This window comes from Xanthobacter sp. ZOL 2024 (genome assembly GCF_052932325.1).
The window spans coordinates 3,229,548-3,243,504 of sequence record NZ_CM128808.1 but is presented as its reverse complement, the minus strand read 5'-3'; the positions used below and the strand labels follow the sequence as shown (position 1 = coordinate 3,243,504).

11 protein-coding genes and 1 tRNA gene are annotated in these 13,957 nt (G+C 70.4%); 8 read left to right on the top strand and 4 right to left on the bottom strand.

Annotated features, from left to right (window positions below):
• Positions 1 to 30: 30 nt before the first annotated feature.
• The 5 genes from nthA to ACU4E7_RS14790 are packed head-to-tail and all read left to right on the top strand — an operon-like array spanning position 31 to position 3,057.
• Complete coding sequence (gene nthA, locus ACU4E7_RS14810) at positions 31 to 672, top strand: nitrile hydratase subunit alpha (protein ID WP_447019290.1); 642 nt, start codon at positions 31 to 33, stop codon at positions 670 to 672.
• The gene (gene nthB / locus ACU4E7_RS14805) at positions 669 to 1,331 is read left to right on the top strand and encodes a nitrile hydratase subunit beta (protein WP_447019289.1); all 663 of its coding nucleotides are present in this window, start codon (positions 669 to 671) and stop codon (positions 1,329 to 1,331) included. The genes nthA and nthB overlap by 4 nt, the downstream gene beginning before the upstream one ends.
• Positions 1,315 to 1,686: a nitrile hydratase accessory protein gene (locus ACU4E7_RS14800; RefSeq protein ID WP_238121762.1), complete on the top strand. Its 372-nt coding sequence runs from the start codon at positions 1,315 to 1,317 to the stop codon at positions 1,684 to 1,686. The genes nthB and ACU4E7_RS14800 overlap by 17 nt, the downstream gene beginning before the upstream one ends.
• Entirely contained in the window at positions 1,686 to 2,510 is an 825-nt protein-coding gene (locus ACU4E7_RS14795; RefSeq protein ID WP_447019288.1) for an amidase, read from the top strand. The genes ACU4E7_RS14800 and ACU4E7_RS14795 overlap by 1 nt, the downstream gene beginning before the upstream one ends.
• Positions 2,491 to 3,057, top strand: a complete 567-nt coding sequence (locus tag ACU4E7_RS14790; RefSeq protein WP_447021642.1) for an amidase family protein — start codon at positions 2,491 to 2,493, stop codon at positions 3,055 to 3,057. The genes ACU4E7_RS14795 and ACU4E7_RS14790 overlap by 20 nt, the downstream gene beginning before the upstream one ends.
• A gap of 202 nt (positions 3,058 to 3,259) precedes the next feature.
• Here the strand turns inward: ACU4E7_RS14790 and ACU4E7_RS14785 are convergent.
• Positions 3,260 to 3,333, bottom strand: a tRNA-Gln gene (locus tag ACU4E7_RS14785).
• Between the two features lie 226 nt (positions 3,334 to 3,559).
• On the opposite strand from ACU4E7_RS14785, the gene ACU4E7_RS14780 reads away from it, so the two are divergent.
• Entirely contained in the window at positions 3,560 to 3,775 is a 216-nt protein-coding gene (locus ACU4E7_RS14780) for a DUF1127 domain-containing protein (RefSeq protein WP_238121741.1), read from the top strand.
• 197 nt (positions 3,776 to 3,972) lie between these two features.
• On the opposite strand, the gene pbpC is transcribed toward ACU4E7_RS14780, so the two are convergent.
• The 3 genes from pbpC to ACU4E7_RS14765 form a co-directional block, all read right to left on the bottom strand.
• Positions 3,973 to 6,099, bottom strand: a complete 2,127-nt coding sequence (gene pbpC / locus ACU4E7_RS14775) for a penicillin-binding protein 1C (protein WP_447019287.1) — start codon at positions 6,097 to 6,099, stop codon at positions 3,973 to 3,975.
• On the bottom strand, positions 6,096 to 11,405 hold the full coding sequence (locus tag ACU4E7_RS14770; RefSeq protein ID WP_447019286.1) for an alpha-2-macroglobulin family protein: 5,310 nt from the start codon (positions 11,403 to 11,405) through the stop codon (positions 6,096 to 6,098). Before ACU4E7_RS14770 ends, pbpC begins: the two co-directional genes overlap by 4 nt.
• Before the next feature lie 269 nt (positions 11,406 to 11,674).
• The gene (locus ACU4E7_RS14765; protein ID WP_238121738.1) at positions 11,675 to 12,262 is read right to left on the bottom strand and encodes a glycosyltransferase; all 588 of its coding nucleotides are present in this window, start codon (positions 12,260 to 12,262) and stop codon (positions 11,675 to 11,677) included.
• 297 nt (positions 12,263 to 12,559) lie between these two features.
• Here ACU4E7_RS14765 and ACU4E7_RS14760 point away from each other — a divergent pair, with 297 nt between their 5' ends.
• Positions 12,560 to 13,111 carry an RBBP9/YdeN family alpha/beta hydrolase gene (locus ACU4E7_RS14760; RefSeq protein ID WP_447019285.1) on the top strand — a complete coding sequence of 184 codons (552 nt, stop codon included), beginning with the start codon at positions 12,560 to 12,562 and terminating at the stop codon, positions 13,109 to 13,111.
• Between the two features lie 95 nt (positions 13,112 to 13,206).
• Positions 13,207 to 13,920 carry a hypothetical protein gene (locus tag ACU4E7_RS14755; RefSeq protein ID WP_447019284.1) on the top strand — a complete coding sequence of 238 codons (714 nt, stop codon included), beginning with the start codon at positions 13,207 to 13,209 and terminating at the stop codon, positions 13,918 to 13,920.
• Positions 13,921 to 13,957: the final 37 nt, after the last annotated feature.

The window sequence follows — 13,957 nt, the reverse complement described above, 5'->3', positions numbered from 1 at the left end:
CGGAAGCGTCCGCAGCCAGGGAGGAACAGCATGTCGGGCCATCACGAGCACGACCAGGACCACCATGACCACCACGAAGGCAGCTCGCTGTCCGAGATGGACCTGAGGGTCCGGGCGCTGGAGACGCTGCTGGTGGAGAAGGGCTATGTGGACCCGGAGGCCCTCGACCGCATCATCGAGAGCTACGAAACCCGTATCGGCCCGCGCAACGGCGCGCGGGTCGTGGCCACCGCCTGGCTCGATCCGGACTTCATGGCCTTCCTGCGCCGGGACGCCTCGGCCGCCATCGCCTCGCTCGGCTATGGCGGCCGGCAGGGCGAGACCATGGTGGCGCTGGAGAACACCGACAGCGTGCACAACATGGTCGTGTGCACCTTGTGTTCCTGCTACCCCTGGCCGGTGCTGGGCCTGCCGCCGGCCTGGTACAAAAGCGCCGCCTACCGCTCCCGCGTGGTCATCGACCCGCGCGGCGTGCTGGCGGATTTCGGCATGAGCCTGCCGGCCGAAAAGCAGATCCGGGTGTGGGATTCCACCGCCGAGGTGCGCTACCTCGTCATCCCGCAGCGGCCGGCCGGCACCGAGGGCTGGGCGCATGACGCGCTCGCGGCGATCGTCACGCGCGATTCCATGATCGGCACCGGCCTCGTCACCCTGCCGGGCGCGAAGGCATGAACGGCGCCCACGATCTCGGCGGCATGGAGGGCTTCGGCCCGGTCATACCCGACCCCACGCACACCCCGTTCCATGCCCGATGGGAGCGCCGCGTGCTCGCCAACACCCTCGCCTGCATGGCCATGGGCGTGTGGAACATCGACGCCATGCGCGCCAGCCGGGAGAACCTGCCGCCACCGGAATACCTCACCTCGTCCTACTACGAAATCTGGTTCAAGGGCCTCGTCTCCCGCCTCATCCAGGAGGGGCTCGTGACCGCGACCGAGGTGGAAAGCGGCGTCGCCATGGAGCCGGGTCGGCCGGTGCCCAACGTCTTCACCGCCGACAAGGTGGCGCCGGCGCTCGCGGCCGGCTCGCAATACACCCGCGATCCGGACCGCCCTGCCGCTTTTGCCGTCGGCGCACCGGTTCGCACCCGCGAGATGAACCCCTCCCACCACACGCGCCTGCCCCGATATGCACGCGGCAAGGCCGGGGTGATCGCCGCCGTGCGCGGCTTTTTCGTGTTCGCCGATGCCAATGCGCAGGGCTTCGGGCCCCAGCCCCAATGGCTTTACACGGTCCGCTTTGCGGGCCGCGAGCTGTGGGGCGCGGATGCCGATCCCACCCTGTCGGTCACCATCGAAGCCTGGGAGAGCTATCTTGAACCTCTCGCCTGATCCCCTCTCCCCCGCCGGCCTGCCGACCGAAGGGCCGATCTTCCAGGAGCCCTGGGAGGCCCGGGTGTTCGCGCTCGCCGTCTCCCTCAGCCGGTCCGGCCTCTTCACATGGCCGGAATGGACCGAGGCGCTGGTGGCACGCACCAAGGCCTCACCATGCGGCGAGGCCACCTACGACGTGTGGCTCGACACGCTCGAAGGCCTCCTCATCACCAAGGCGGCCGCCAGCCGCGGCCTCATCGACATGCTGCGCGACGCCTGGCAGGCCGCGGCGGAGGCGACGCCCCACGGGCAGCCCATTACCCTGGCGCCGGAGCTGCTCGCATCCCTGGCACCATCTCGAAGCGAACCGTAATGTCCGACGGCCTGTGCTTCCTCCCCGCCACCGCCTTGGCCGACGGTTACCGCGCCGGACGGCTCTCGCCGGTGGCGGTCACGGAGACCCACCTCGCCCGCATTGCCGCGCTTGATCCCATCATCCATGCCTTCACCGAGGTGTTCGTCGACGAGGCGCGGGCGGCAGCCCGGGCCGCCGCCGACCGCTACGCCGCCGATGCCCCGCTCGGGCCGCTCGATGGCGTTCCCGTCGCGATCAAGGACCTGATCGAGATCGCGGGCAAGGCCTGTGCGGCCGGCTCCGCCACCCGGCGGGGATGGATCGCCCGAACGACCGCGCCGGTGGTCACGCGACTTGAGGCGGCGGGGGCCGTCATCCTGGGGAAGACCCATACGGTCGAATTCGCCCTCGGTGGCTGGGGCACCAACGCCCATCTGGGCAGCCCGCGCAACCCTTGGGTATCGCAGGTCCCCTTCACCGCGGGCGGCTCCTCCAGCGGTTCGGCGGCGGCGGTGGCGGCGCGCATGGCGACCCTCGCCATCGGCACCGATACTGGCGGCTCCGTGCGCGTGCCCGCCGGCTTCAACGGCCTCGTCGGCCTGAAGACCACGCCCGGCCGCATCAGCCTTGAAGGCGTGGTGCCGCTGAGCCCCTCCCTCGACACGGTGGGCCCCATCGCCCGCACCGTCGCCGATGCCGCCCTGCTCTATGACGTGCTGCGTGATGTGCCGCCGCTGGTGCCGACCGTCGACCAGCTCGCCCGCGGTGTTGCGGGCATGACCCTCGGTCGGGTCGGCGGAGCTCGATGGGGTCGATGCCGAGATCACAGCCCGTTATCTTGAGGCGCTGCGCGCGCTGGAAGCCCGGGGCGCACGCATCGTCACCCCCAGTTTACCCCGGCCACTGGCGGACTATCAGCGCGATTCAGAAATCATGATGGCCGAGGCCTATGCCCTCTACGGCACGCTGGCCGAGGATCCGGCATCCCCCATGGATCCCGCCGTGCGCGCCCGGGTGCTGACCGGACGCCTCCCCGCGCAGGACTATATCCGCGCACGGTGGCGGGCGGAGGCGGACAAGCGTGCCATGCTCGCCGCCATAGCGGGCTGTGATGCCCTGCTGGCGCCAACGGCGCGCACCCTGCCCATTCCCCTCAGCGCCGTGGACGAGACGACGACATCGGCAACCCTCGCCCGCTTCGTCAACCAGATCGGCTTCTGCGCCCTGGCGGTGCCCAGCGGCATGGCCGCGTCGGGCCTTCCCACCTCCCTGCAGATCGTCTGCCGGCCGGACGACGAGCCGACCGCCCTCGCCATCGGTCGGGCCTGCGAAGCTGCGATCCCCTTCGCCCACAACCTCCCGAGCCTGGCTCTGCTCCAACCGGCCTGATCGCCTCAGAAAACGGAACCGGTGACCGGCCAGGCGACCGGCGCCCGGCGGGGTGGGCATGGGCGGCGTGGGCATGGCATGCCGGATCACCCGCGCGCGGCCCCTTGGGTCGGAACACGGAAACGCCCCAGCGGGCATCCAGCCCGTTCGGCGCTGAGGGCCCGACACGCCCCGACATTCATTTTTTGGATATGAAACACTTTGGCTGGGGGACCAGGATTCGAACCTGGATTAACGGAGTCAGAGTCCGCGGTTCTACCGTTGAACTATCCCCCACCATTTGGCTCCGGATCGCGCTTCGGCGGCGAACCAATTGGCTAGCTCCTCAAGAGGAGGAGGGCTCTATACGCAATCCTCCGCAGCCGGTCTAGCCCCTTTTGACGTCATCCACAGGCCAGCTGCCTGCTTCACGCATTCGGCGCCCGCAATGGTGCTATGCACAAATCCATCTGTTGCATTGCACGCAAGAGGCCTATCTCAAAGTCAACAGATGGAGATGACGATGGCTTCCGTAACCGCCGACATGGCGAACATTCATCATCATGGGTTCCTGGCGCGTATCGGCACCGCAATGGTGGAGTTCTTTGGTGCGGTTGCTGAAGCTCGGCGCATGGCTGACCGCTACGAAGACTTGGCGCATCTGAGCAACAGCGAGCTGGAGCAGATGGGCCTGAAGCAGGAAGACATTCCGCAGGTCGTCGTTTTCGGTCATCATTGACGGTAGCTGTGGTGTTCCACTTCCGGGGCCATGTCCCGGAAGACCACAGCACGGGATCTATAATAGGTGGCGCCGATGTGCTTCACCCGTTGATGGCCTGCTCTTTATCGTTTCCTCCCAGTGCCTCATCCCGCCACCTTCGGTGCGCGGGATTTTCTTTGGCCGCAACGGCCCAGTTGCAACGGCCCAGTTGACGCCTATTCGACCCGCACCATGACACTGTCGGTCAGCCCGGCGGCGTCGATCACGGTGAGCCGTGCGAAGCCCTTGCCACGTGGGGTCCAGAACAGCACCCGGCGCTGGCTGGCCGCTGCAACCGGACGTCCGTCGAGCAGCAAGGTCAGCGGCAGAACGCCCCCCTCCACCTTCACCACCAGCCCGTCGACGTCACGCCCCGCCGCGGCGCCGTCCGCATCCTGGGAGAGGCGAGCGCCCTCCGGCGGATAGACCAGTTGCAGGCCACCCCCGCGGCCATCGCTGGCAAAGTGCCGCTGCGGCGGCGGCAGGCGCGGATTGGCGGCCACCACGGCGCCGCGCGGGGCCAGCGCCAGCGGCGCCGGGCGGCGAACGATACGCGCGAAGGCATCGAACAGCAGCGGCGCGGCGGCGGCCCGCCCGGTGAGGTCGGCCACCGGCTGTCCATCGGGCCGCCCCACCCACACCGCCACGGTGCGCCGGCCGTCGAAGCCCACCGCCCACGAATCCCGGTAGCCGTAAGAGGTGCCGGTCTTGAAGGCGATCCGTCCACCGAGCGCGTTCTCGGGCGCCGGGGTGCCGAGCAGGCACTGGCCGACGTACCAGGCGGCCACCTCGCCCACCAGTTCCGCCCGCCGCGGTGCTGCCAGCGCCCCCTCGTCCAGCCGGTAGACCAGCGGATGCGCCGTTCCCCCGCGCGCCAGGCTGGCATAGAGCATAGCGAGATCCACCAGGCGGATGCCGACGCCACCGAGCCCCATGGGCAGCCCTGGGGCGGCGCCCGGCGGCAGTTCCAGATGGGCACCGGCCTCGCCCAACCGGCTTGCCAATCGCTGCGGCCCCACCGCATCCAGCAGGCGCACGGCGGGAACGTTGAGGGACAATTGCAGCGCCTTGCGCACCGACAGCGTGCCCTGGAATCCGCGGTCGAAATTCTCCGGCCGCCACGCCCCGAACCGCACCGGCCGATCCTCGATAAGGGTTTCGGGGTGGGCGATGCCGTCATCGAAGGCGAGGGCATAGATGAAGGGTTTCAAGGTGGAGCCGGGCGAACGCACGGCGCGCGCGAGATCCACCTCGCCGGCCCGCGTGCGATCGGTGAAATCGGCACCCGCCACATAGGCCCGCACCTCGGCGCTGGCGTTGTCCACCACCACCATGGCCGCCGATAGGCCCCGGCCCAGCGCCGCCGTCCGGTCCCGCACCAGGCTTTCGAGCCGCTCCTGCAAGCCACCGTCCAGCGCCAGGTGATGCCGGGACAGGGTGGGCCGCGCTGCCACCATGTCCTCGGCCAGATGCGGCGCCCGCTGCGGCATGGGCCGGCGCGCCCGGGGCACCGGCTCGGCCTTCGCCACCCGCACCTCATCGGCGGAGAGCACCCCTTCGCGCAGCAGGCGCTCCAGCACCCGGTCGCGGGCGGCGCGGGCGCGCTCGGGATGCCGGTCGGGCCGGCGCGCCTCCGGCGCCTGGGGCAGCGCCACCAGCAGCGCCATTTCCCCCAGCGTGAGCCGCCGGGGCTCCTTGCCGAAATAGGTCAGGGTCGCCGCGCGGATGCCCTCGATATTGCCGCCGTAGGGCGCAAGGGTGAGGTAGAGAGTGAGAATCTCCGCCTTCGACAGCCGCGCCTCCAGCTCCAGCGCCCGGCGCATCTGGGCGAGCTTGGCGGCGAGGGTGCGCGGCCGCGGCGGCTCCAGCAGGCGCGCCACCTGCATGGTGAGGGTGGATCCGCCGGACACCACCCGCGCCGCCCCCAGCCCCTGCCCCGCTGCCCGCAGGAGCGCCAGGGGATCAACGCCGCCATGGCGAAAGAAGCGTTTGTCCTCATAGGCTCCGAGCAGGGTGAGAAAGCGTGCGTCCACCGCGTCGACGGTGGCGGCGAAACGCCAGCGCCCATCAGGCAGAGCGAACGGGCGCAGCAATTGGCCATCCCGGTCCACCACCTCGCGCGCCACCTCCGGCTGCGGCGCGCGCGGCGCGGCGGCCCGCACCCCGGCAAGGCCGGCGACGCCCGCCCCCACCGCGCAGGCAGCGACGATGAACGCGATGCCAGCCCCCCGCGCCACAGCGCCGTGGCGCACCGGGTCGGCGGACCGAGGCACACCCGAGGGGGGTGGACACGACGGGCTCATCGCGCCGCTCCCACCTCCACCATGCCGGTGCCGGTGCGGGCAAAACGATCGGGGCGGTACATATCCTCCACCACCGCCGGAGGATGGGCATAGCGGCCCGGCGAGACTGCGCGCACCACATAGGCCACCACGAACGGCGCATCCCCTTCCTGGCGGGTGACGGCGGCGACGAAGCGGTCGTCGCGGAACTCCACGTGGCTGGTTTCGCTGGTCTCATCGAGCCAGGCGAAACCGCCATCGGCGCCCCCCTGCACCAGGCTGGGATTCTCGATCTCGAAGCCGGCCGGCAGATAGTCCACCAGCAGGATGTCGGCCCGGGCGCTTTCGGTCTCCTCCACTTTGAGGACCACGGCGAAGCGCTGGTTCTGCGCCGCCTTGGCGGGATCGGCGGGCTTGCCGTCGAGGCTGTAGTAGCGCCGCTCCAGGCTGAAGCCATGGGCGGTGGCAGGTTCGGGCGCCACCGGCGCGCCGAGCACGGAGACCACCACCTTCACCGGTTCCGCCCCGGTGTTGCGAAGGGTCACCGTGCCGGCATCCAGGTCCGCCCGAGACAGGGTGCGGCCGAACACGCCGTGCTCCACCGCGCCGTTCACCTCTAGCGTCATGGCCTTGGCGCGCTCCACCAGGGACGCCGCCGCCAGCACCATCCAGGCATTCTCCTGGGTGGAGGTGCGCCCGGTCACGCTCCGCGCCGCGTCGACCCGGGCCAGGGCGCGGCTGGCGTCCTGGGTGAAGCCGGCCTCGCGGGCCAGCACGGTGAGGGCGGCCGCATCACGCAGCAGCGATCCGAAATCCGCCCGCCCGGCCACGGGCGCGACCGGCGTCGCCGGCAGGCCGCCGAGGGCGGTGTTGAACACCCGCTCCGCCCGGGTGCGGTCGCCCAGCAGGGCCAGCGCGGCACCCACCTGCCCCTGAGCCAAAGGCGACGACAGATCCTTCAGTCGGGTATCGGCGAGATAGCGCAGATCGCCCAGCGGAGCCCGGCCGTTGCGCGCCAGCACGTAGAGGGCATAGGCCACCCCCTCGCCGGAGGACTGCATATTGGCCCCGGCCATGTTGACCACGTTGCGCAGGCGATCAAGGGCGAGGGCGAAGGCCTGGTCCGGCACCGCATAGCCCTTCTCCTTCGCCCGCGTCAGGAAATCCGCCACATAGGCGTCGAGCCAGGCATCATCGCCGCCCGCCGCCCACAGGCCGAATGAGCCGTCCGAGCCCTGGCGCGCCATCAGCCGCGTGATGGAATCGCGGATGCGCCCGCCGGCGTCGGGATCGCTGGCGCGGCCCACCAGCGCCGACAGCTCGTTGAAGGAGAGCAGCGGCAGCGCCCGGCTGGTGATCTGCTCGGAGCAGCCATAGGGATAGCGATCGAGGGCGGCTAGCAGGGCCGGCACATCAAGGGCACTGTCGGGGCTCACGCTCACCGCCACCGCGCCGGTGCCGGGCAGCACATCGCCCAGCAGGGCCTTGGACAGGGTGAGGCTCTCCCCCGGCGCAAGGCTGCGCACCGTGCGCCGCTCGATCTCCGGATAGGCCGGGCGCACGGTGAAGGCGAAGCGGCGCACCAGGTCCACCCCATGCCCGCTCAACCGCACATCGACATGCGCCGGGCCGACGCTTTGGCCTTCCACCGGCAGCCGAAGGGTCTGCCGCTGCTTTTCCGCGAGGCTCACCGCCGGTGTCGGCGCGGTGATGCGCGCGCCACCGCTGGCCGTCACGTCCAAGGCATAGGTGCCGGCCGGCGCCTCCACATTGGTGAGGTCCAGGGTGAGGGTGGAACGATCCCCAGCGGCAAGGAAGCGCGGCAGCGTGGCAAGCACCACCACCTTGTCGCGCACCACCACGTCGGTGGCGGCATGGCCGAGCTTCTCCGCGCTCCAGGCCATGGCCATCAGCCGCACGGTGCCGTCGAAGGCGGGGATGGGGAAGGTGACGAGGGCGGTGCCATCGGCCGCCACCGGCACGATGCCCGAGAACAGGGCGAAGGGCGCCTGGGTGGGCGGGCTCGCCTGCAGCGCCTGCTCCATGCCGTCGCCGCCCGAGCGCAGCCGCCCGCTGTTGCCCTGCATGCCATCGATGAGAGCGCCGTAAAGGTCGCGGATCTCGCTGGAGAGCCGCCGTTGGCCGAAGATCACGTCATCGGGCGCGGGAGTCTTGAAACCGGTGAGGTTCAAGATGCCCACATCCACCGCCGCAATGGTGATGAAGGCACGGCCGCCGGGCTCCACTCCGCTCACCCGCACCGGCACCGCAAGATCGGCATCGGGCCGCATCTGCGCCGGCGGGGTCAGCTCCACCTGCAAGGTACGCTCGGCTCGATCCACCGAGAACCAGGCGAGGCCGATGGCGCGGCCGGGCATGCGGCCCGCCGCCACGTCCAGCGGCCGGTGCATGAAGGCCACCAGGTAGGCCCCCGGCCACCAGCTCGGGTCGGCGGTAAAGCTCACCCCGTTGGCGCCGGCCCGCACCGGCAGCGTCTGCTGCGCCAGCAGGCCCTCGTTCACCACCATGACGGTGGCGGTGCCGGCAGTGCGGGCGGTGAGGGTCGCCTTTACCGTATCGCCGCTGCGATAGGCGGAGCGATCCAGACTGAGCTCCAGCTTGTCCGGGGTGTCGGCGGTGCCGTCGCCACCGAAGCCGGCATCGAAATAGAGGCTCGTCAGCGGCAGGCCGTCGCCGGTGAAGTCGAGCCGGTAGCGGCCGTAGGTGGTGGGCACGCTCAGGCGTGCGGGGCCGCCCGCCACCGCATCCATCTGCCCTTCGCCAACGCGGGTGACGATCTTGACCGGCTCGTAATCCCACGAGCCGCCAACCTTGTACCATTGGTAGCGGGTCTCCAGCCGCGACAGGCGCCACGTGAGGCCGGGCGCCGCCAGCAGGGTATCGTCGACGCCGGCCACCACCACGTCGAAACTGGCGGCCTCGCCCTCGCGCACACGGTCGGAGAACAGCGGCTTCACGCCAATCACGCTGCCAGCGGGCGCCACCGGCAGCACCAGGGTGCGCTGGACTGCGCGGCCCCCCGCCTCCACCAGTCGCACCAGCGCCTGCATCTCCAGCGGCCGGTCGGTGCGCGGCAGGTCGCCGGTGGTCAACCGCAGGGTGGAGCGGCCGGTGGCATCGGTGCGGGGCGTCTCCGCCACCGGCTGGCGATCGGCCAGCACCTCGTCATCCCCATTGCCGAAGCGATAGCCGTCGAAGCCCTTGCGCGCGCTGGCCAGGCGGATCTCCGTCTCGGCCTCCACATCGAGGGCGGCGGCGGGTGCGCCGAACAGGAAGCGCCCTTCCAGCAGCACCTCCACCGGCCGGCCACGGGACACCTGAGGGGCACCGGTGGAGAGGGTGAATTCCACCCGGTCCGGCACATAGTCTTCCACCAGGAAGGCGGTCTCGCCGATGGCCGCCGCCTTGGGGTCGCTGAACGCCTTCACCCGCCAGGTGCCGGTCATGGCGCCCTTCAGCAGGTCGAGATCCACCACCCGCCCGCCGGCGGCGCGCGGGTTGAGCACCAGCCGGCGGTCCTCCACCCCATCCGGCCGCTGCAGCACCAGGGTCACCGGCACGTCGGAGGCGCGGCCCTGGGCGTCGCGCAGCAGCGCGGTGAGATGCACCGTCTCGCCGGAACGGTAGACCCCACGCTCGGAGGTCAGGAACGCATCGAGGGCGCGCGGCGCCTCGCGCCCGGCCACACCCCGGTCAGTCAGATCGAAGGCGCTGTCCTTGAGCGAAAGGAAGGCATAGTCGCCGGCCGTGGTACGGGCGATCACCACTTCCGGCTCCAGCCCCGCGGGCCCGCGCGACAGGCCGGGGTCGAAGCGGGCATAGCCGGCGGCGTCGGTGGTCACCTCCCCCAGCACCTCATTGGAGCGCGCCACCAGTTGCAGGCGGGCACCGGCCATCGGCGCGGCACTGCTGAGCGCCCGCACCAGCACATGCACGCCATCCTGGCCCGACAAGGCGGTCAGGCCGATGTCGGAGACGATGAACCATTGGGTCGCCTCGGCGCCATAATCGTCCTCACCCAGCTCGTGCTCGGGCTTGGCGGTCATGACATAGACGCCCGGCAGCAGCGGCCCGACCGCCTCGGTGATGGGCACCGCCGTGGTGACATCGGTATTGAGCGGGCTGTCCACCTCCAGCACGCCGGAATAGACGGTGATGGCGCTGCCGTCGGCCAGGCGCTCGCGCACATAGCTGTCGAGCCCCTGGCGGAAATCTCCCTGCAGCGCCGTGGGCACCAGGGCCCGATCGCCGATACGCAGAATGTTGACCGCCACCGCCCGTGTGTTCACCGACACCAGCGGAATGCCTTTCTGGCCGGTGCGGGGCAGCACATAGTTGCGGCCCGTGAAATGCACGCCGGGCCGGCGATCACGCACATAGATGGAGAGTTCAGTGGGACGGCGGGTGCGTTCGCCATTGGCCGCGGGCACCCCGGGCCGCACATTCAGCGTGTAATGCTCGCCATGCGTGAGCCCCTCCACGCAGATCTGCCGCGCCTCTGAGGTGAGGGCCGGCTTGTCGCGATCGCGCACCTGCAGGAAGGGCGAGAAATCCGTCGCCGGCGCCAGGTCATCGGAAAACTGCACGCACACCCGGGGCACGGCGGCATCGGATTCCACCGTGTAATCCACCAGCCGAAAGCCGTGCTCGTCGCGCAGCTTGTCATAGAACGCCCGCTCCTCCGGTGTGTCGCGCAGGGCGAGCGCCGTCTTCATGGTCTCGAGCGCCGCGCTCCACAGCCCTCGCGCCGCATATTGGCGGGCCAGGAAGGCCAGCGCCTCCGCCTCGCCGGCGCGGGTCGGGGCGCGGCGATAGGCGATGTAGGCAGCGGCAAACGCGTTGTCGGTGAAGGCGCTGCCGTCTTCCGTGTCGGTGGGGCGGATGGCCGCCAACGACCGGGCGAGGCGCATCCACACCGTGGCATCCTGCGGCGTCGCCAGGGCCAGGGCGGCATAGGCCGCGGCGGCGGAACGGGCATCGTTGCGCTGGAAGGCCTGGTCCGCCTCCCGCCGGGCCCGCTCCAGCGGCACCGCGAGCGGCCGGGCCTCGCGCCGCAGCTGACGCTCGTAACGTCTGGCGCCAGTGACCAGGTCGCTCCGCTGGAAGGTCTTGGCGCCGGCGGGCTCCGCCGGTGCCATGGTCGCCGGCGCCGGGCGCGGCACCGGCGGGCGCTGCGGCTGGGCCCAGGCAAGGCCGGCCATCCAGCTGGACGCGACCACGCAGCCGACCGCCAGAACGCCCGTGAGCAGGCCCTTCATCGCCCGGGCACGCCGGCGCCCTTCAGCCTTCGCGAGACGACGTTCCATGGCCCCTCCCTCGACGCGATGCGCCGTGGCTTGGAGGGTCTGCGCGCGGGCGGTGGTCCGGGCAAGGGTGCGATGGTCGTGCGGGTTCAGGGCACTTCCGGCACATGGGCTCCGCGCTGCGCGTCATCCCCTCATGTCATCAGAAATGGCTCACCGGCACCGGCTCCCCGCATCCCGCGACGAACCGGCCCGACCCCGCGCCGTCATCTAGGCGCAAGCCGCGTCGCTCGCCAAGGGGGAATCGTTCCCTCGCGGAATTTCGCTGCCGCTCAGGTTGGATCGGGCAGGAGCACGTGGGTCCGCAGCAAATGGATGCGGCGCCGGCCGATGCGCGATGCCAGCCGCCGCTCCGCCCGCACCCCTGCAGGATGTCCGCCCAGCCTCTCGTAATGCTTGCGGGAAATGAGCAGGCCCTGGGGGGGCTGGGGCAGCCCCAGCAGCGCCAGCCGAGCCGCCGCCATGGCCTCGCCCAGCCGCGGGCGCAGGCCATAGCCATCCACCGCCAGGCGGAAGGTGGCGGCCACCCGCTCGGACTGCCCGCGACGCTCTGCGGTCTCGATGAAATTGGCCACCTCGCGCACCCAGCCTTCTTCCAGCAGAGACTGGGGGGCGAGAAACAGCAGCCAGCGCCCGCGCGACTGGGCAGCGCCCTGCTTCAGCCGCACGCCTACGTCGCTCACCGTATGCAGAAAGGTGCAGCCCGCCGCATCGGCGATGGCGGCGGTGTCGTCGGTGGAGCCGTTGTCCACCAGCGCCACATCCCGCAGCACGCCGGCCGTGACCCCCGGAACGAGGGCCGACAACACCGGCACCAGCTGGCGTTCGGAATTGTGCGTGGCGATGACGACCGACAGCAAGGACAAGGGCTCCGCAACTTTGTGACAGCTATATCTCCTGTGCATGGCAACGTCGATGCCGCAATGCAACCGAAGGGGCGTGAAACCGTACCGGAATGGCGCAAAATCACCGCTCTGCGACCCCAGCCCTGCGCCATTCGCCCATCATCACAGCCAGAAGCCACTTATTTGCATACGCGCAATCTGTAATTGCATGACCCGTCAGCCGCCTCGCCCTGGCCTCGGCGATGTGGCAAGCCCTCGGGTGAGGGTGCCGCCGTGAGATTCGCGTCCTCCAAGCCATGCCGGAAAGCCGCTATGAAATCGTCCGACACGTCCATCCTCATTGTCCCCGGCTGGAACGATTCCGATGCCGATCACTGGCAGAGCCGTTGGGAAAGCCGGCTGACCACCGCGACCCGCGTGCGCCAGGCGGATTTCTCCCAGCCGAGCCGCACGGCCTGGACGCAGGCCGTGGTGGAGGCGGTGGCCGCGGCGCCGCGGCCGGTGGTGATCGTCGCCCACTCGCTCGGCGTCACCACCCTCGCCCATGCCGCGCCCCTGCTGCCGGCCGGCAAAGTCGTGGGCGCCTTCCTGGTGGCGCCGCCGGACCTGGAGGCCGAGCCGCGCAACCCGCTGTTCGCCAGCTTCGTCCCCATGCCACGCCAGCCCCTGCCCTTTCCCAGCGTTGTGGTGGCGAGCCGCACCGACCCCTATTGCAGCTACGAGGCGGCCGAAAAGTTGGCTGCAGCCTGGGGCGGCGAGCTGGTGGATGCCGGCGATGCCGGCCACATCAATGGCGGCGCCGGCTTCGGCCCCTGGCCGGAAGGCACCATGCGGTTCATGGGCTTGCTGCAATCCCTCCGCTAGGCCCGGGGGCGTTAACAACCTTTTAACCGTTTTTGTGGACCGCGCCCGCGTTTGCCGCTACCTCTTGCGCCATTGGACAGCGAGCAGGAGCCGTCATGCGGGCACCAGAGGCCATGGTCGACAATCCGAAGGCCCCCGCCACGCCCGACCACCCCTCACGCCACCCGTCGAACGGCCTGCGTGCCGCACCCCCCGTGCTGCGCACCGGCATGCTGTTGATGAGCCTTGCGCTCGCCGCATGCCAGACCGACGGAGCCGGGATGTCCGCCAACGGCGCGCTTGCCTTCGACTCCATCGACGGACCGCCCAAGGCCACGTTCGACAAGCTGGTGGGCCACTTGTCCGATGAGGCCCAGAGCCGGCAGGTGAAGGTGGCCTCACGGGAGGACCAGGGCGCCTATCGCGTCAAGGGCTACCTGTCCATGCACGTGGAACGGGGCAAGGCGAGCTGCGCCTATGCCTGGGATGTCTACGACCCCGGCAAGACCCGTGTCGTGCGCATCACCGGCGAGGAAAAGGGCGCCTCGACAAAGGGTTCCGCCAATTGGTCGGCCTGTGACGACGCGGTTCTGGCCCGCATCGCCGATCGCTCAATGGCCGATTTCGCGCAGGCGCTCGGCGTCGGAGGCAGCACCGCCCCGGCGGCCCAGCCGGCGCCGGTGGAAACCGCCGCGACAGCCGCGCCGGCGGCAACGGGTGCCGACGCGGCACCGGCAGCGTCGGCCGCCACAGCCACCGGGCCGGTGGCTGATGCAACCGCAGCGCTGGCCCCTTCCTCACCGGCCGCACTTGCCTATGCAGCTCAGTGAACTGGACCTTTACAAGGTCCGAACGAGGCGCCTATCA